We start from the raw sequence: 16,946 nt of genomic DNA on the forward strand, positions 1-16,946 counted from the left end.
ACGACCCGCAGGGGAGGCGGGTCGAACGGTCGGGCGGGGTACTGGTGGCGGGACCGACACGGACCGAAAGCGGTGAGCGATCGATGACCCGAAACACGACGATGGCGACGATCGGTGTCCTCTCGGTGCTTGCGCTCGTGACGGCGGCGCTGGGGCTGTACCGCGTGTTCTCGTTTATCGGTGCGGCGACCATCTTGGCGGTGTTTGCGGTCGCGACGATCGAACGCAACGGGACCGAACTCGATCTCGCACCCTACACCGGACTGATCGGCATCCTCGGCGCGTTCTTCGTCGCTGGCTTGGCCGGGATCTGGCTGACCTGGGAGCCCGGCGTCACCGACTACAGCTACGTGCTGGGCGTGCCGATGTCGACGCTGATCTACTTCGGGTTCATCTGGCTGTTGCCCCTGACCTGTGCGATCTACTACTCGCTGCTGTTCGATCGGGTCGCAAGCGAAGAGATCGTCGAGGGCATCCTCGAGGACGCCCGCGAGGCCCAGCGGCGTGAGTCGCTCCCGCTGGCGTCCGAACAGCCCGAGAACACCCTCGAGGCGACCGACGGAGGTGAGCGGACCGATGAGTAGCGTCCTCGGAGCCGCCGGAACCGTCCTCCAGCAGGACGGGATCCCCGTCGCGGACGATCCGATCATCCTCGGCTTCGGCGCGGCGTACCTGCTGATCGTCCTCCTGATCGGCATCTGGGGCTGGATGCGAACCGATTCGACCAGCGACTTCCTGATTACGGGCAAGAGTATCGGCACCTGGGTCCTCGCGCTGACGGCGTTCTCGGTGATCCAGTCCGGGTTCGGTTTCATCGGCGGTCCCGAACTTGTCTACGAGTTCGGGACGACCGCGCTGTGGATCTTCTTTACCGCGCCGCTTGGCTTCCTGCTGACGTGGGTCGTCCTGGCAAAGCGGATGCGCCTGATCGCCGACATCCGGAACGTGTTGACCCTGCCCGACGCGATGTACGTCCGCTACGAGAGCGATTGGGTTCGCGGGCTCAGCGGCGTCGCCGTCGCACTCGGCGTCGTCGCCTACCTGGCGGTCAATCTGGCGGCGCTGCAGTTCGTCATGCGGGCGATCTTCGGCATCCCCGTGCTGTGGGGCCTGTTCGGGGGCGCGCTAATCCTGCTGCTGTACTGTATGCTCGGCGGGATGATCGCGGGCGTCTGGACGGACTTCCTGCAGGCGATCACGATGGTCGTCGGCGCCGTGTTCGTCTTCGCGTACGCGATCTCGTTCGGGGGCGGGATGGAGAACATCTCCCAGAACCTGGCGAGCACGGATCCGAACCTCATCTCGCCGTTCGGCGCGATGGGCGGGGCCACGACCGCCGTCCTCGTCGGGATCGCCTGGTGGGTGCTGTTCTCGGTCGGCGCGGCCGGCCAACCCCACCTGATCACGAAGTTCTACATGAGCCGCAACCTCACGATCCTCAAGTGGGGTGCCCCGATCGCGGCGATCTCCTACGCGATCTCGAGCCTGATCGCGTTCTCGGCCGGGCTGTCGATGCGTGCGATGGTCGAGGCCGGCCAGCGCGAGGCGACGTTCTCGGCCTCTGAGGTCGGACCGGTCTTCGTCCTCGATCACACCGGAAGCATCATCGCCGGGCTGATCCTCGCGGCGCTTTTGGCGGCGATCATGTCTACCAGTGACTCGTTTCTCAACATCGGCGCGGCCGCGATCTCGCGGGACATTCCGCGAGCGCTCGGCAGGCCGATCACCGACCCGAAGACCGAGCTCCGGGTCACGCAGGGCGCGCTGGCGGGACTGACGGTGCTGTCGACGATCGTCGTCTTCTACTCCGACGCGCTGGTCGGCATCCTCGGGGCGATCAGCTGGGGCTTCTTTGCCGCCGCGTTCGTCCCGATCGTCGTCTTCGGGTTGAACTGGAAGGGAGCGACGAAGGAAGGGGCGATCGCCGCCCTCGTCGTCGGCATGCTGTACAACATCATCTACAACGTCGTGCCCGAGGCCGCGGCGATCGTCGACGCGGGCTGGCTCAACTGGATCAGCGAGAACGTCGTGATGGCGACCTACCCGTACCCCGCCGAAGTTCCCGCCGAGGCCATCTCCTTGCTCGTGACGATGGCCGTCTTCGTCTTCGTCTCGATCGCGACCCAGCGGGGTCGTGAGCTACCTGCCGACCTCCACGCCCTGTTCGAGCGCTGATGACCGACGAGGACTCGATCGCACGACTCACAAACTGGCTGCGCCGGCGCCCGAACTCGATCGAGTTCTGGGAACTGGTGCTCACCGACGAGCAGCTGCTCTGTTGTTTCGTCGGCGAGTCCTACCGCTCGATGCTGTTGCGGGCCGACATGGGCGAACGGGACCGCGCGCTGGTCGCGGACACCACCCCCGCGGAGCTGGAGGGTCTCGACGAGCGCAACTTCTCGATCCCGCTCGAGGCCCTCGAGTCGATCCGACTCGTCGTCGGGACGCGGCTCAGGCGAGCGACCCTCGAGATCGAGTGGGACGACGACGAGAAACAGCCCCACCTCGAGAAGGGGCGCCTGACCCTGTACGCCGGCCGCGACGCCGACTCCCAGCGCGACCTCGTCGCGGGGCTGGCCGACGAGCCCGCGCTTGCCGGCGTCGATGTCGCGGTCGACTCGCGGCGTCTCCCCTTCTGAGCGGGGACGTCCTCGTCGTCGCTCGGGGGACGTAACACCTCTCTCGGATCGGAGCCCCCGCGGACTGTCCCGATTTAAAATCGGATACTGTCCGCTTGAAAAGATATATAGCCGTCGTCTGGATATCCGAGTTCATCATCCGAAACGCCGCCTATCTCGGACAGCTCTTCCGATCGCAACGTTCGCTTCTCGTCGTCATCGGCGCCACCCTCGCCGGCGTCGCCTACCCCGCCCTCGCAGCACCGATCGAACCCCTGCTCCCGGCGTTCGTCGCCGGGTTAGTGTTCACCGCGTTCTACGGGTTCAGCCTCGGCGACACCACGGTCCGTTCGGTCTCCGTGCCGGTGATCGGCTCGCTGGTCTGTCTCTACTTGCTCGTCCCGATCACCCTGTACCCGATCGCCGCGGCGACCCTCTCGGGGGAGTTGCTGCTCGGCGTCCTGGTCGTCCTCTCCGCTCCGGTCGCGGCCGGCAGCTCGATCATCTGGACGCGACTCGGCGGCGGGAACACGCTCTCGGCGACGGTGACGGTGTTGGCCTCGATGCTGCTGGCCCCGCTCGCGATGCCGTCGCTGATCTCGCTGTTTGCCGACTCCGGCGTCGACGTCGCCGCTGCCGACCTCGTCGTCGAACTCGGCGCAATCGTGCTAGTGGCCGGGCTGCTCGCCTCTTTCGTCCCCGCCGACGCCGTCTCGGACGATCAGCTCGATACGTTCTCCGTCGCGACGATCGGCGCCCTGATCTACGCGAGCGTCGGTAGCTCGCCGCTGTCGGTCGAGCCGATCCAGCTCGCGGTCGTTGCCGGAATCGCGATCGCAGCGCTCGGCCTCAGCGCGGCCGTCGCCGCAGGACTGTACGCTCGCGGCGTCCGGAGCGACGACTGTATCACCGTGCTGTTCTCGGGCTCGATGAAAAACATGAGCGTCGCCGTCATGATCGGAGCGGTGCTCGGTGGCGGGACGATCGTCGCCGCCATCACCGCCTTCCACGTCGTCCAGCAGGTCGTCAGCAGCTCGATCGTCGGGCGCCTCGGGCCCGCGGGCGGCTCGGAGCCCGTTGCGACGACCCAGCCCGGCGATTAAGTGGCGCCCGACCACCGCGGATCGGATCGGATCGGATCGGCACCGCCGTCCTCGGCGCGTGAGACGCGGAGGTTTTTCACGGTGAAGAATGAGAATCCGGTATGTCCACGGGTGCGACCACAACCGTCGAGATCGACACAACACTGTTCATCACCGTCTCCGGACCGCCGGGCTGTGGCGCGACGACGCTCTGTGAACGCCTCTCCGACGCGATCGGCTGTCCGTACGTCTCCGGGGGCGACATCTTCCGGGAGCTCGCCGAGGACCGGGGGCTGAACCTCAACCAGCTGACCGCCGAGGCCGACGCCGACGACGAGATCGACCGGGCGATCGACGGGCGCCTCCAGTCGATCGCCGAGAAGTGGGGTACCGCGAACAAACCATTCATCCTCGAATCCCGGCTCGCGGGCTGGATCGCGGGCGATCGCGCGGACCTGCGGATCTGGCTCGACGCCCCCGAGGACGTCCGCCTCGAACGGATCGAGGACCGCATCGAGACCGAGCCCGAGATGCGGGTCCGGGAGGTCAGCGAGGCCGGACGCTACGAGTCCTACTACGAGATCGACATCGACGAGCGGGAGTTCTACGACCTCCAGCTCAACACCGCCCGCTGGGGGAAAGAGGGCGTGTTCCAGGTCATCCGGGCCGCCATCGAGGAGTACGACCCCGACGCCGATACGGGAGCGTTCCCGACGCCGGAGCTGGATCCGTAGTCGCTTTCGGGCACCTTCCGAAACGATACTGGGTGATCGAACCGGGATCGATCGGCAAAGCGGTCACAGTTCTCGTTATCGCCAGCTGAGAGCTTTCGCGGCTGGTTCTCGAGGAGCAGCCCACGAGGCGTTTCGAACACACGAACCGATTCGATCGAAAAATCGACGATCGGTACGAAGTCGACGCCAGTTCATCCCGGCGTGGGCGCGCCAGGACCAGTCGGCTTTTCGTCCTCGTCACGATCGTCGCGATGAAGGATCGCATCACGGACACGGTCGAACGCCGATCGGTCTGTGCGGACGATGGAGCGGTGCATAGCCCATACTCATGTTATCACCTGACACACTTGGATCTGGCGGGAACGTCGGCGTTGACCCGACGAGTCGCGTTCGGCGGTAGTTCTTTCATGCCATCCGCTCTCGTATGACATGAATGACGTACTTCGTCACGCTCGAGGGAGAGACGTACGAGGACGCCGTCGACGCCTTCTCGTGGGATCTCCCGGAGGAGTTCAACGCGGCCGTCGATCTGGTCGGCAAACACGACGGCGACCGGGTCGCGCTCCACCAGGCGTTCCCGGACGGACGACGCGAGAGCTACAGCTTTTCGGACCTCGATCGGCGCTCAAACGCGGTGGCGAACGTCCTCGAGCAACGCGGGGTCGAGTTCGGTGACCGAGTCGCGGTCGTCCTCTCCCAGAAACCCGCGAACGTCCTGACCCATCTGGCCTGCTGGAAAGTCGGGGCGGTCTCGCTGCCGCTGTCGGTACTTTTCGGCACCGACGCGCTTCGCTACCGGCTGACCGACAGCGAGGCCCGCGTCGCGGTCGTCGACGCCGCCCAGTGGGAGACGATCCGGGAGATCGCACCCGACTGTCCCGAGCTCGAGGACGTGCTGGTGGTCGACGCCGACGCCGAACTCGATCCGGACGCGCTCGAGGGCGCGACCGCCTCGCGGTTCGACGCGGCGGTCGATCGCGAGGACGTCGACTACGAGGTCGCGTCGACGGACGTCGACACGCCGGCGATAATCATGTACACCAGCGGGAGCACCGGCGAGCCGAAGGGCGTGGTCCACAGCCACGGCGTCTGGCTGGGACACTGTCCGGCCTTCTCGATGTACTTCGAGCGCGAGGTGCGGGCCGACGACGCCGTCTACTGGACGCCCGCGGACTGGGCCTGGATCGGGGCGCTGGGGGATCTGGTCTTTCCGGCCTGGCACTACGGTCGGCCCGTGGTCGGCTCGCCGATGGGGTCGTTCGATCCCGAGGCGGCCCTCGAGCTGGCCGCCGAGTTCGACGTCACCCACACCTTCCTCCCGCCGACGGCGATCCGGATGTTGATGGACGTCGACGATCCCGCCGACCGCTACGAGCTCTCCCTGCGGGTGATCTGCTCCGGGGGCGAGCCGCTGACACCGGAGATCCTCGAGTGGGCCGACGCCGAACTCGAGGGGACGGTCGTCAACGAGCTGTACGGCCAGACGGAGGCGAACCTGCTCGTCACGAACTGTCGAGAGTGGTTCCCCGCGCGTGCGGGGAGTATGGGAAAACCGGTACCCGGACGCGATATCGCGCTGGTCGACCCCGAGACGGGCGAGCGCGTCGAGGCGGGATCGGTCGGCGAGATCGCGGTTCGGCGCGGCGAGGACCCCGTCGTCTTCGATCGCTACTGGAACGCACCCGAACGGACCGAGCGCGCAACCCTCGAAAGAGGCGGCGACGAGCAACGCAGTGCGGAGCAATCTGTATCGGATGGCGAGGCCTGGCACCTGACCGGGGATCTCGCCGAGCGCGACGCCGAGGGCTACCTCTGGTTCAAGTCCCGCGACGACGACCTCATCATCACCAGCGGCTATCGGGTCGGTCCCCGGGAGGTCGAGGACGCCGTCCTCGAACATCCGTCGGTCGCCCAGGTCGGCGTCGTCGGCGTCCCCGACGACCGGCGCGGCGAGATCATCAAGGCGGTCGTCCAGCCCGCGGCGGGGACGGAGGGCTCCGAGGCGCTACGCGAGGAGATCCGCGAGCTGGTCCGGGATCGATTGGCCGAGTACGAGTACCCCCGCGAGATCGAGTTCCGCGAGGCGTTACCGCAGACGACGACGGGAAAGATCAGACGCTCCGAACTCGAATGAGAGTCGCAGTTGCGGTGGCTCGTAGTTACTCGTCGGGCGAGTAGTTGGGCGCCTCGTCGGTGATGACGACGTCGTGGGCGTGGCTCTCAGCCTGGCCGGCCGAGGACACCCGGACGAACTCGCTGCGCTCCTTGAACTCGGGGATCGTCGGCGCGCCGACGTACCCCATCCCCGACTGCATCCCGCCAGCGAGCTGGTGGAGCTCGGACTTGAGGGTGCCCTTGTACGGCGTCGCGGCCTCGACGCCCTCGGGGACGTAGTCGTCTTCCTCCTCGGGCTCTTCCTTGAGGTAGCGGTCGCTATCGCCGGATTTCATCGCGCCGACCGACCCCATGCCGCGGTACTGCTTGTACTTCTTGCCGTTCATCGTGACGACGCGGCCGGGGGCCTCGTCGGTCCCGGCGAAGTACGAACCCAGCATGACGGCGTCGGCGCCGGCGGCGACCGCCTTGATCGCGTCGCCGGAGTAGCGGATGCCGCCGTCCGCGATGACGGGGATGCCGTGCTCGCTGGCGACGTCTGCGACCTGCGCGACCGCGGTGATCTGGGGCATGCCGGCACCGGAGACGACCCGTGTCGTACAGATCGAGCCGGGACCGATGCCGACCTTGATCCCGTCGGCAAAGTCGACCAGCTCCGCGGCGGCCTCGCGGGTACCGACGTTGCCGACGACGACGTCGGCCTCGACGGACTCCTTGATCTCGCGGGCGCCCTCGATGACGTTGCGGTTGTGCGCGTGGGCGGTGTCGATAAACAGGATGTCGGCGCCGGCCTCGTCGGCTGCCTCGGCGCGCTCGTCCTCGAATGGGCTGACGGCGACGCCACAACACAGCTGGCCGTCCTCGTCCCGGACCGCCTCCTTGTACTCGCGGCGCTGGAGGATGCCCTGCATCGTCACCAGGCCAACGAGCAGATTCTCGTCGTCGACGACCGGGACGCGCTCGATCTTGTGATCGTACATCAGATCGAACGCCTCGCGGGGGTCGACGTCCTCGTGGACGGTGATGACCTCGTCGGTCATCGCCTCGGTGACGGGGTCGTCCTCGTTGACCTCGAGGTGCGGGCGGATGTCGGTACTCGAGATGATCCCCAGCACTTCTCCGCGCGTGTTGACGACGGGGGCGCCGCCGACGCCCTGGCGAGCCATCTGGTCGTCGATCTCGCGAACGGTCATCTCGGGGTCGGCCGTGACGACGTCCTCGTAGGGGATGACGAGTTCGTCGGCGCGTTTGACCCGGCCGATCTCCTCGACCATCTCGTCGACGTTCATATTGCGGTGGATGACGCCGAGCCCGCCGTGGCGGGCCATCGCGATGGCCATATCGCTCTCGGTGACGGTGTCCATCGCGGCCGACAGAATGGGGACCGAGAGCTCGACCGAGCGGGAGACGTGTGAGGAGAGATCGGCGTCGTCGGGTTCGACATGACTCTCCTTCGGTCGGAGGAGGACGTCGTCGAACGTTAGCGCTTCCGGTACCTGCAGTTTCGAAGAGTACGGCTCGTGCTCGGGAGCGTCGTTCGCCATGTCAACCGTCCGGAAGCGCCAGCAAAAAGCGTTGCGAGACGGGCGGAGGTTGCGAAGGCCTCCCGGGGGAGATCACGGGACGTGCTGCCACACGCGTGTAAAACCACACAGTCCGGGAACGTTCACCACAGTTCCAGATGAGTGCACCTTTGTCAGTATCTGGCGGTTATTGGCTGAGATACGCCGAGTTGTGTAATCGCTTCTCACGCAACGTTTATTGAGGGGCCAGTTGATCGTACGTGTATGAACGCTGTGAGTTTCAGCGACTCCCGAACCGTCGGCCAGACGAGCGGTGCTGCCGTCGCTGCCAAAATTTTCGGGAACTTTAAACTCACAGCACGAGGCCTTCCGTCCGAGTGGCTCGCGGTGGAGCGCTCTCACTCGTCACAGTACCCACAGGCCTCGGGTCACGGCCATCGATCCTAAGCGATGAGCACGTCCCAACACCCGGTCGCCCTCCGGCTCGAGAGCCTCGTGGGCGGCGATACGAAGCTGTTAGCACTCGTGATGATGCTCCCGCTGATCGACGGGATCTTCCCGGCGTTGATCCTCGCGGGAGCGCTCGACGACCCGCTCGGTGCCGTCCAGATCGGGCTGTTGATCTTCGGCGGAAGCGCCACCGTCGCGGTGATCCTCGCCGAGATGAGCGGGACGCCCCGCGAGCAGATCACGGTCGTGTTGCTGGTCGGAATCCCGCTGATCGTCCTCGCGGCTATCCAGGCGGCGCTGGCACCGGCGATCGACACCGTCCTCAACGAGGCGGTCTTCGAGCGGTTCGCGGCGATCGTCATCCTCGCGATCGCGGCCAAAACCGCGAGCGCGACGATCGGCGAGTATCTGCCCAGTCCCGCCGTGATCGTCGGCCTGGGGCTGCTGGCGAGTCTCGAACCCTCGGGTGCGGCGTTCATCGTGATGGACGACCCCGCACTGGTCGCGAACGCGACGCTCGCGGCGGTCGTCGGCGTCGCCTTCGCGCTCGGGGTCGCCATCAGCGGCCCGTACCTGCGCGAGTACATGGACATCGACAGGTTTCGGTTCGGCAGCGCCGTCGCGCTGGGGCTGTTGCCCCTGTCGCTTTTGGGGATGGCCTTCGGTCAGGCGCCGCTCGCGGCGCTGCTGGTCGCGGCCGTCTTCGCCATCGACATCCCGCTGGACCGCGAGGACGAGGACGTCTCCACCCCGTCGCAGTCGACCGAGAGCTCGCCGCGGTTCTCGACGCCGTCCCCGTCGCCGTCGGCGTCACCGGAGTCGGCGCCCGCAGTCGGCACGGGGCCGCTGTTCAACCCCGGCGGTTCGAGTTCGGGTTCGAGCGGCGATCGGAGCGCCTCGACCGACGGTGGCCAGAACGAATCCGAGGACGACGCCGACGAGGAGGAGGACAGTCTGGGTGACGACGACGAGGAACGCGCCCCCTGGCTCTAACGAATCGAAACCACTTTAGGGCGTATCCCCCAACGTAGAAGCGAGGGGTCGTGGCCAAGCCAGGCATGGCGACTGACTCCAGAGGCACCGCGCCCGGGACGACACTCCAGACTGATATACTGATCGGACACCTGATCAGTGTCCGTGTGATGACCCTCTGGAGTTCCGAGGCGCACCGGAGATATCAGTCGATCGGGGGTTCAAATCCCTCCGACCCCATATTCTCGCGACGAACAACACCGTGAGTCGCGAGTATTGGATGAGGTGGGATTTGAAGCAGGGAGCAGCTTTGCTGCGACCGAGGTTCAAATCCCTCCGACCCCATTCCTCTGCCGCGAACAAGTTCGCGAGCGGCAGGTATGGACGAGGAGGGTTTGAACGAGACCGAGGTTCTGCGAACGGAGTGAGCAGGTTCTCGGGCGTGGTTCAAATCCTTCTGACCCTCTCGAAGTTCTTGGCGATGTCTTCTTTTGTGTTCGGAAATACCGCGACGAACGTTGTGTGTTTGTCGAGAGTGCCGAGTACCTCTATTCTACGCAATTTCCAGCTGTTTTACCCAAAGCAGTAATCAATCAGCTACTCTGAACCAGTCATCTCATATATCAGGGGAATAATCTTTAATCTATATGAATGGATTTGGCGAGTACTTCGCAGTTAGTCTCTTTCAGCAGGAGGTAGAGTTATCAAGCCCTATACTATCGTTGTTCGTGGGTGTTGGTGTCTCGTTTCTTTCTGCAATTCTGGTATACTCTGCCAGACAGGTTTGGGAAAAGAAGAAACTGCACAGGGCACTGCTGACGGAAGTTGAGGCAATGGAGGGAATCGAGATTTGTGCAGATCAAATGGAACGGATTGACTCACCGCCGGCACGCCAACTTTCCGCTGATGACGTCCCTGCTGAAGATTCAATCCCGACAACTGTGTACAGCACTACAGCATCACGAATCGGCCTCCTCGGGGGTAGAATAGGCGGAGATGAACTAACTGGTGTAGTCAAATTCTACTCAAAAGTTCTCAGATACAAGTCCATAATCAAGGAGATTGGAAGTCATGGCCGGCCGGTATCAACCAGCAATGACGAGAATGGTAATGGTGGGGTATCAATTCCAGTCTCAGATAGTGATCAGGAGGATTTATACAATAATATTGGATCATTAAGTAAGGTTCGTAATAGGATTATCCAAAAGCAGTCGTTTGACGTTGATTATCCGGAAGAGTTGAAATAGGGACAACCCGCAAGAACTAACTGAATCGTGATCATGTACTTATATATGGCCAAGTATTCGCTTTCTTCCTCTTCCACTCGGAGGTGCAAGACTCGTGGATGATACGACTGGTGACTTCTTAGGATTAAGTGGCTTAGAATTCGAGTCGCGAGAATCTTTCATTAGTTATCTTGATCAGCAGTATCGACAGAAGAAACTCACGCGCAATTTTAACATTATTGCTGCTGTGAATAATTTAGACGATCCTGCCAGGTTTGCTCCATTACTCAAACAACGATTTAATGTTCTTGAGGAAAGTGGCAACCTGATACGAATCCATACGACGGTTGATGACGAACCTGTATACAGTTATATTTATCTTGATGAGACTGCACCGATCTTCTTGACGAATGCAAACAAAACCAATCAGATTCCGCCAACCATCATTCAGTTCCTTCAAGAAACCCAAAACGTAGGTCGGCTAATGCTGTCGAAGAGAGAGATTGATGAAACACGGAAAAAAATCGTCTCCAAGTACGAGAACGTCATGGTTCCTTTCTTCAGTGCTCGTCGATCCGCTGACGAACCGATCACAGCGAAACGAAGACCGAACACAAAGCGTTCAATTCAATACAGGGCCAATGACGGGCTAGAAACATACCGAGAGATGCGTTATAATTACGGAGTTCTTCCGTCAATTATGACCTTTGAATGTCCCAACCGGTTCAAGTTCAAAATTAAAAACGACGGGACTTTCGTTCATTCAGGGGGTAGTCTTCAGATGCTGTGGGAGTGTCTGAAAGACGAAATTGAACGGATTGAAGAGGTTGTTCGATACGCAAATACTGGTTCATACGAAGAAACAGAGAGTGCCTTCCTCGGAGAAGATGAACAGTTCGCAGTGAGCAAGCCTTGGGCAGTGGAAGTTGAAGAGGGAATCTCAACGGAGCCTATCAGGACACTGCCGACTCAATTGAATGATTCCTTCTGGGAGTTCAGCGTAGCCGATTACTATTCGCAACCGGAAATTAGATCCTTTGAGGCAGAGGTGATTGACGATACAACTCAGGAGCGAACGACAATGAAAACAAAGGGTGATGATATTCGGATCTTCCCTAGAGAATTCACTGATGTAGATCAGTCAATTCGGTTGTATAATTTCATCAGCGATCACTTCGATACCGATTGTACTCCGAAACAAGTTGCATGAAAGGTCCAGAAAATTACGACGACGGATACTATCAGCAACTTGGACCACAAGACAAAGCGGATTTTGAGAAACTCTTTCGGAAAAAAGCGAACACAATCGACGAAGATCGTGCACGAGAGAGTTACGAGCAATCGTTCCAGTCGAACTTTGAAGAAGAGTATCGACTGTTCCGCGATGTCGTGAATGCCTTTTCTTCTGGAAAAGCTGGGTTTGAGGCAACTATTGTTGATCCATTATATGAATTTGGAGATACGAACGCAGAGGTATTACTGGCAAAACCTCAGTCAAATACTGTTCACTTATGTTTTGTCTCCTGTCGAGTTGGCGGTCACAACTACACGGATTGGATGGCTGGTGTAAATGAGACGTATCGTTTAGCAAATAATACAGAAATGGTAGAAGATCTAAAAACACATATCAATTGTACTGGATTGAATTTAGGAACGGTCCAGTATGTGACGCTCACACGAGATATTGACATTCCAGATGCAGATGTAAATATACTAAAGTCTGGTGCTGATCCAGAGTACTATGCTATTTGGAAGCTAATCCGTTCAGCAGAATATAATGAGAAAGAGGAGAAAATGGAGGAAGCTAAGACAATAAAGTACCACGATGGTACAATGTCTGTTCCTGATTTTCAGAATATTTGCCAGCAGGGGATTGATCCGAAAGCTGCTGAGAATGATGATATCAAGTATTCTCTCACATTACATTCAGTATTTCCACTAGGAGAAGTTTGTCTTGATCTATATTTAGACAAATTAGGTGATGAGGAGAACCCTAAGGAATTCTATGAGGAAGAGTTTGAGGAAGCGTTCTTAGACAATGTCTACTTTGGAAATGATCGAGGAGCGATGACATCTATAGCGGAGGATAAGGTGGATACCTTACTGAACTTTGGACTCGAACATGGGGTTTTGAAAGAAAACTCAGATATTGTTGATGAGCGTGATTATAAGATCATGTGGGGATCAGAAGACCCAGGTGCTATCAAATCAATGGTGCGAGAGAAATTTATTGATTCAAAGGTGCCAGACGAAACCGGGGAAATGGCGTTTTCGCGTGCGAAGGAAGACTTTGAGGAAAGTGAACACTCTCTTGATGACTTTGACGAGGATTGACTCAGCATTTAATGAGACTATCAGAAACCATTCTGAATGACAAAGAGAAGCTTCACGGATAGAGCCAGCTCCAGCCTCCTTGGGTTACACGTCGACAAATTCAGTTCCTCGAATATGCACATGAGACGCGAACCACATATGCACATTTCGAACTGACCTGTCGCTCGATACACCACTCTTTTACCACGGGGTGAAAGGATCACAGATTTAGGAACGAAATAGCTGATCAATGGGTCACGGCCGGAATGAGTGCCTGCGAGGAGATCCCTCACTTCATCGGAACTGGCCACCAGATCATCAAGCGCGACGACCTTCTGCTCGAACAGCGCCGAAAGATCGTCCAGATGCTACCAGCGAAGTAGTGAGCCAATGTGGAGACCATCAGAGAGATCGAAACAGTAGCCAGCTACCCGTTTTCGAACAGCTAAGACTCGTTCTGTTCGAATCACCAGTAACGTTTTGCGACCAACACCTAATCACAGGGCATGAGCCTCACTATCGACGACTTCGTCGAGTTCGTGGCCGAGGACACAGCGGACGACGAGGCAGTCCCACTGGGCGACGCCCTCGCTGAGCTGGCCGTCGACGTCGAGGCCGACGCCGTCGAGGACGTCCGAGACGGTCGCGACCGGATATGAGGCACCCGTTCCGGATGCTCGACCCAAAACACTGACCATCTTCACTCCTAGCCACCAAACATGAGCTGGGACGTCGACTACGAAAACGAGGACTCGATCGCACTCGCCCACGAGGACGGCTTCGCCTGTTTCGCCAAGCGGGGCCAGGAGCGGGACGGTCACACGGAGTGGACCATCGAGCTGATCGACACCGACGACGGCACCGAACTGGTGCGAGAGACCCACCTGATCTCCAACGAGCAACACCTGTGGTCGGTCATCGAGAACTACACCGACCTGTATCCGGCCTGAGCGAGGACGCGATCGCGAACCGAACGGTGGGACGTCCTGGTGGCGATCGACGGGCCCGTCCTCGTGACGAGGACGCGGTGGCGGCGATCGCTCTCGGGGCGCCACCCCAGACCGCAGCTCCCGAACACACTCAGTCCGCGTCGACCGAGACGCGCTCGACGTTCGTCGATCCGCAGGCGGAACAGCGCTGCTCGGCAGACTCCGTCAGGATCGAGCCACAGTCCTTGCAGGTGCCACGGCTCGTGTCGCCGATACGGGTTCCACAGAGCGAACAGACCCGTCTGGTCGCCCGGAACTGCGCCCCACAGTCCTGGCATGCGTAGATGCTTTTCATGACCGGCCTAGCTAGGTAGTTGGTGGCGCGTCACAAGGAAATTTCGCCCGCCAGTTCACCGCTCCAACACTTTCTTTGTTTCCTATTGGTTCAAATGTTATAGATCTGTGAAAATTGCAGAGTGTTTATGTTTATTGGCGTGGAATTACGTCTGAGATGGCGCCATCAACTCGCCGGGGGAGCGAATCGACGGCCGCCACCGACCGGTACGAGGCCGTCGCCGATCTCGCCCAACAGGCCCTCGCTGACGAGGACGTCGAGTCCCTCCTGCAGTCGACGACGAGCGCCGCCGCGACCGTGATCGACGCGCGATCGCTGGCGATCCTCGAGCGACGTCCGGAAAACGAACGCGCGACGGTCCGCAGTCACGTCGGCTACCACGCCGCCCGCGGCGACGGGGGAACGGTCGCCGCGACGGCCGACAGCTGGGTGGGGACCGTCCTCGAACGAGCCGACCCCGTCCGGAGCGACGAGTCGATCGACACGCCGACCCCCACGGGCGAGGCTCGACACAGCGTCGGTGTTCGGATCGACGTCGACGGCGAACCGTGGGGGATTCTCGAAGCTCACGCGAACGAGCCCGGAGCCGTTACCGACGCCGACGTCGCCTTCCTCGAACGGATCGTCGACGTCCTCGAGAGCGCGATCGAGCCCGCGTCCGCGCCGACCGACGACGCGGGTTCGGCCGCCGACGAAACGGATCGGCTCCACCGGGCGGTCGAGACCGCCCGGGAGGGGATCGCCGTCTTCGAACCCGGCGGGGAGTTCGCCTACACCAACGAGGCCTACGCCGAGCTGTACGGCTACGATCCCGCGGAGATAGAGGGGATGCACTGGGAGCAGGTCCACCCGCCGGGGATGGTCACCCGGATCTACCGGGAGGTGTTCCCCCAGCTCTCGACGACCGGGACCTGGTCGGGGAAGACGGTCGGCCTGCGCGCGGACGAAACGCGGTTTCTCAAGGAGCATAGCCTCTCGGCGACGACTGATGGGGGGATCATCTCGGTCGTCTGCGACGTCGCCGAGCGGCGCCGTCTCGAGTCCGAGTTCGAGGAGATCTACGGCCGGATCACCGACGCGGTCGTCGGTCTCGACGTAGACTGGACGTTCACTCACGTCAACGACCGCGCCGCGGAGCTGATCGGGCTCACGGATCGGGAGGTGCTCGGGCGGTCGTTCTGGACGGTGTTTCCCGACGTCGGCGAGGACGTCGCGGAAGAGTTTCGGACCGCGATGGCGACCCAGGAGCCGACCGCCTTCGAGGAGTACGTCCCCGTCCTCGAGTCGTGGCTGGAGGTCAGCGTCTACCCCTCCGAGACCGGGCTCTCGGTCTACCTGCGTGATATCACCGAACGCAAGACCGCCGAGCGCGAGCTCCGGGAGAGCAACCGGGCGCTGCGCCGGCTCTACGAGATCACCGCCGACACCGAGCGCTCGTTCGAACAGAAGGTGACCCGCCTGCTCGAGCTGGGCCGCGAGCGACTCGGGCTCGAGGCCGGGTTCGTCGCCGACATCGATCCCGAGACGGACCGCTTCGAGGTCGTCCACGCGACAGGCGACGACAGGATCTCCCCGGGAACGTCGGCACCGCTCTCGGAGACCTACTGTCGCCAGACTGTCGAGACGATGGAGCCGTTCGTGCTCACGGACGCGCCTGCTCAGGGGTGGGCCGACGATCGGGCGTACGAACGGTGGGGGTTCGACACCTACGTCGGCTGCGAGATTCCGGTGACCGGCGGCACACAGACGGTCTGTTTCGCCGCCGACGATGCCCGATCGGAGCCGCTGACCCCCGCCGAACGGGGGTTCGTCGAACTCGCCACCCAGTGGCTCAGCTACGAACTCGAGCGACGGCGCTACCAGGCCGAGCTCGAGGACGTGATCGACGAGCTGGAGGCCTCGAACGAGCGGTTAGAGCAGTTCGCCTACGCCGCCTCCCACGACCTCCAGGAGCCGCTGCGGATGATCACCAGCTATCTCGGGCTGATCGAGAGCCGGTACGGCGACCGCCTGGACGCCGAGGGCGAAGAGTTCATCGCGTACGCGGTCGACGGCGCCGAACGGATGCGCGAGATGATCGACGGGCTGCTCGAGTACTCCCGGGTCGACACCCGCGGGGACCCGTTCGAGCCCGTCGATCTCGAGGACGTCCTCGAGGCGGTCCGGTCGGACATTCGGGTTCAGATCGCGGAGAGCGACGCCGAGATCGACGTCGCCCCGCTGCCGACGGTGGAGGGCGATACCGGACAGCTCCGCCAGCTGTTCCAGAACCTGCTCTCGAACGCGATCAAGTACTCCGGCGAGGAGCCACCCCGAATCGAGATCGCGGCCGAGCACTCGCGGATAGACGGCCGGTGGCAGATCGCCGTCAGCGACGACGGCGTCGGCATCGACCCTGACGAGGCCGATCGCATCTTCGACGTCTTCCAGCGCCTGCACGGTCGCGACGAGCCGGGAACCGGGATCGGGCTGGCACTGTGTCGCCGGATCGTCGAGCGCCACGGCGGCGAGATCGGCGTCGCCTCCGAACCCGGCGAGGGGTCGACGTTTACCGTGACGCTGCCACCCGCCGGGAACGCGACGGCCGGTCCGTAGCCGACTGTCGCCGGGTTTTTATCGCGGTTCGTCG

At 61.7% G+C, this 16,946-nt stretch carries 15 protein-coding genes and 1 tRNA gene; 14 read left to right on the forward strand and 2 right to left on the reverse strand.

Annotation, left to right across the window (positions count from 1 at the left end; all coding sequences use genetic code 11):
* Positions 1 to 83: 83 nt before the first annotated feature.
* The 6 genes from NATOC_RS17330 (at position 84) to NATOC_RS17355 (ending at position 6,568) form a co-directional block, all read left to right on the forward strand.
* Positions 84 to 584, forward strand: coding sequence for a hypothetical protein (locus tag NATOC_RS17330; protein WP_049888960.1), 501 nt, complete (start codon positions 84 to 86; stop codon positions 582 to 584).
* Positions 577 to 2,175 (forward strand): sodium/proline symporter, encoded by a 1,599-nt coding sequence (locus NATOC_RS17335; RefSeq protein WP_015322776.1) that lies wholly within the window; start codon positions 577 to 579, stop codon positions 2,173 to 2,175. The genes NATOC_RS17330 and NATOC_RS17335 overlap by 8 nt, the downstream gene beginning before the upstream one ends.
* On the forward strand, positions 2,175 to 2,639 hold the full coding sequence (locus NATOC_RS17340; RefSeq protein WP_015322777.1) for a hypothetical protein: 465 nt from the start codon (positions 2,175 to 2,177) through the stop codon (positions 2,637 to 2,639). The genes NATOC_RS17335 and NATOC_RS17340 overlap by 1 nt, the downstream gene beginning before the upstream one ends.
* Positions 2,640 to 2,734: 95 nt before the next feature.
* Complete coding sequence (locus NATOC_RS17345; RefSeq protein WP_015322778.1) at positions 2,735 to 3,721, forward strand: bile acid:sodium symporter; 987 nt, start codon at positions 2,735 to 2,737, stop codon at positions 3,719 to 3,721.
* A 101-nt stretch (positions 3,722 to 3,822) separates the two neighbouring features.
* On the forward strand, positions 3,823 to 4,434 hold the full coding sequence (gene cmk, locus NATOC_RS17350; RefSeq protein WP_015322779.1) for a (d)CMP kinase: 612 nt from the start codon (positions 3,823 to 3,825) through the stop codon (positions 4,432 to 4,434).
* 433 nt (positions 4,435 to 4,867) lie between these two features.
* Positions 4,868 to 6,568 (forward strand): acyl-CoA synthetase, encoded by a 1,701-nt coding sequence (locus tag NATOC_RS17355; RefSeq protein WP_015322780.1) that lies wholly within the window; start codon positions 4,868 to 4,870, stop codon positions 6,566 to 6,568.
* 25 nt (positions 6,569 to 6,593) lie between these two features.
* Here NATOC_RS17355 and guaB read toward each other — a convergent pair whose 3' ends face one another.
* Positions 6,594 to 8,093: an IMP dehydrogenase gene (gene guaB / locus NATOC_RS17360; RefSeq protein WP_015322781.1), complete on the reverse strand. Its 1,500-nt coding sequence runs from the start codon at positions 8,091 to 8,093 to the stop codon at positions 6,594 to 6,596.
* A gap of 429 nt (positions 8,094 to 8,522) precedes the next feature.
* Here guaB and NATOC_RS17365 point away from each other — a divergent pair, with 429 nt between their 5' ends.
* The 7 genes from NATOC_RS17365 (at position 8,523) to NATOC_RS17385 (ending at position 13,983) form a co-directional block, all read left to right on the forward strand.
* A complete protein-coding gene (locus NATOC_RS17365; protein WP_015322782.1) occupies positions 8,523 to 9,515 on the forward strand; it encodes a DUF5794 domain-containing protein in 993 nt (330 codons plus the stop codon).
* A 44-nt stretch (positions 9,516 to 9,559) separates the two neighbouring features.
* Positions 9,560 to 9,734: transfer RNA gene (locus tag NATOC_RS17370), tRNA-Trp, on the forward strand.
* 407 nt (positions 9,735 to 10,141) lie between these two features.
* Entirely contained in the window at positions 10,142 to 10,741 is a 600-nt protein-coding gene (locus NATOC_RS22020) for a hypothetical protein (RefSeq protein ID WP_015322783.1), read from the forward strand.
* Between the two features lie 94 nt (positions 10,742 to 10,835).
* Entirely contained in the window at positions 10,836 to 11,930 is a 1,095-nt protein-coding gene (locus tag NATOC_RS17375) for a hypothetical protein (RefSeq protein ID WP_015322784.1), read from the forward strand.
* The gene (locus NATOC_RS17380) at positions 11,927 to 13,054 is read left to right on the forward strand and encodes a hypothetical protein (protein WP_015322785.1); all 1,128 of its coding nucleotides are present in this window, start codon (positions 11,927 to 11,929) and stop codon (positions 13,052 to 13,054) included. Before NATOC_RS17375 ends, NATOC_RS17380 begins: the two co-directional genes overlap by 4 nt.
* 485 nt (positions 13,055 to 13,539) lie before the next feature.
* Entirely contained in the window at positions 13,540 to 13,692 is a 153-nt protein-coding gene (locus tag NATOC_RS22495) for a hypothetical protein (RefSeq protein ID WP_015322787.1), read from the forward strand.
* A gap of 60 nt (positions 13,693 to 13,752) precedes the next feature.
* Positions 13,753 to 13,983: a hypothetical protein gene (locus tag NATOC_RS17385; RefSeq protein WP_015322788.1), complete on the forward strand. Its 231-nt coding sequence runs from the start codon at positions 13,753 to 13,755 to the stop codon at positions 13,981 to 13,983.
* Positions 13,984 to 14,113: 130 nt separating this feature from the next.
* On the opposite strand, the gene NATOC_RS17390 is transcribed toward NATOC_RS17385, so the two are convergent.
* On the reverse strand, positions 14,114 to 14,317 hold the full coding sequence (locus NATOC_RS17390; RefSeq protein WP_015322789.1) for a hypothetical protein: 204 nt from the start codon (positions 14,315 to 14,317) through the stop codon (positions 14,114 to 14,116).
* Positions 14,318 to 14,473: 156 nt separating this feature from the next.
* Between NATOC_RS17390 and NATOC_RS21345 the strand changes: the two genes are divergently transcribed.
* Positions 14,474 to 16,912, forward strand: a complete 2,439-nt coding sequence (locus tag NATOC_RS21345; protein ID WP_015322790.1) for an ATP-binding protein — start codon at positions 14,474 to 14,476, stop codon at positions 16,910 to 16,912.
* Positions 16,913 to 16,946 lie beyond the last annotated feature (34 nt).

It is taken from the genome of Natronococcus occultus SP4, from assembly GCF_000328685.1.
Taxonomy (GTDB): Archaea; Halobacteriota; Halobacteria; order Halobacteriales; family Natrialbaceae; genus Natronococcus; species Natronococcus occultus.

Excerpts from the sequence above, each read along its gene's own strand:
- NATOC_RS17330 (WP_049888960.1), top strand. The coding sequence starts at position 84 with ATGACCCGAAACACGACGATGGCGACGATCGGTGTCCTCTCGGTGCTT.
- NATOC_RS17335 (WP_015322776.1), top strand. The coding sequence starts at position 577 with ATGAGTAGCGTCCTCGGAGCCGCCGGAACCGTCCTCCAGCAGGACGGG.
- NATOC_RS17340 (WP_015322777.1), top strand. The coding sequence starts at position 2,175 with ATGACCGACGAGGACTCGATCGCACGACTCACAAACTGGCTGCGCCGG.
- cmk (WP_015322779.1), top strand. The coding sequence starts at position 3,823 with ATGTCCACGGGTGCGACCACAACCGTCGAGATCGACACAACACTGTTC.
- NATOC_RS17355 (WP_015322780.1), top strand. The coding sequence starts at position 4,868 with ATGACGTACTTCGTCACGCTCGAGGGAGAGACGTACGAGGACGCCGTC.
- guaB (WP_015322781.1), bottom strand. The coding sequence starts at position 8,093 with ATGGCGAACGACGCTCCCGAGCACGAGCCGTACTCTTCGAAACTGCAG.
- NATOC_RS17365 (WP_015322782.1), top strand. The coding sequence starts at position 8,523 with ATGAGCACGTCCCAACACCCGGTCGCCCTCCGGCTCGAGAGCCTCGTG.
- NATOC_RS22020 (WP_015322783.1), top strand. The coding sequence starts at position 10,142 with ATGAATGGATTTGGCGAGTACTTCGCAGTTAGTCTCTTTCAGCAGGAG.
- NATOC_RS17380 (WP_015322785.1), top strand. The coding sequence starts at position 11,927 with ATGAAAGGTCCAGAAAATTACGACGACGGATACTATCAGCAACTTGGA.
- NATOC_RS22495 (WP_015322787.1), top strand. The coding sequence starts at position 13,540 with ATGAGCCTCACTATCGACGACTTCGTCGAGTTCGTGGCCGAGGACACA.
- NATOC_RS17385 (WP_015322788.1), top strand. The coding sequence starts at position 13,753 with ATGAGCTGGGACGTCGACTACGAAAACGAGGACTCGATCGCACTCGCC.
- NATOC_RS17390 (WP_015322789.1), bottom strand. The coding sequence starts at position 14,317 with ATGAAAAGCATCTACGCATGCCAGGACTGTGGGGCGCAGTTCCGGGCG.
- NATOC_RS21345 (WP_015322790.1), top strand. The coding sequence starts at position 14,474 with ATGGCGCCATCAACTCGCCGGGGGAGCGAATCGACGGCCGCCACCGAC.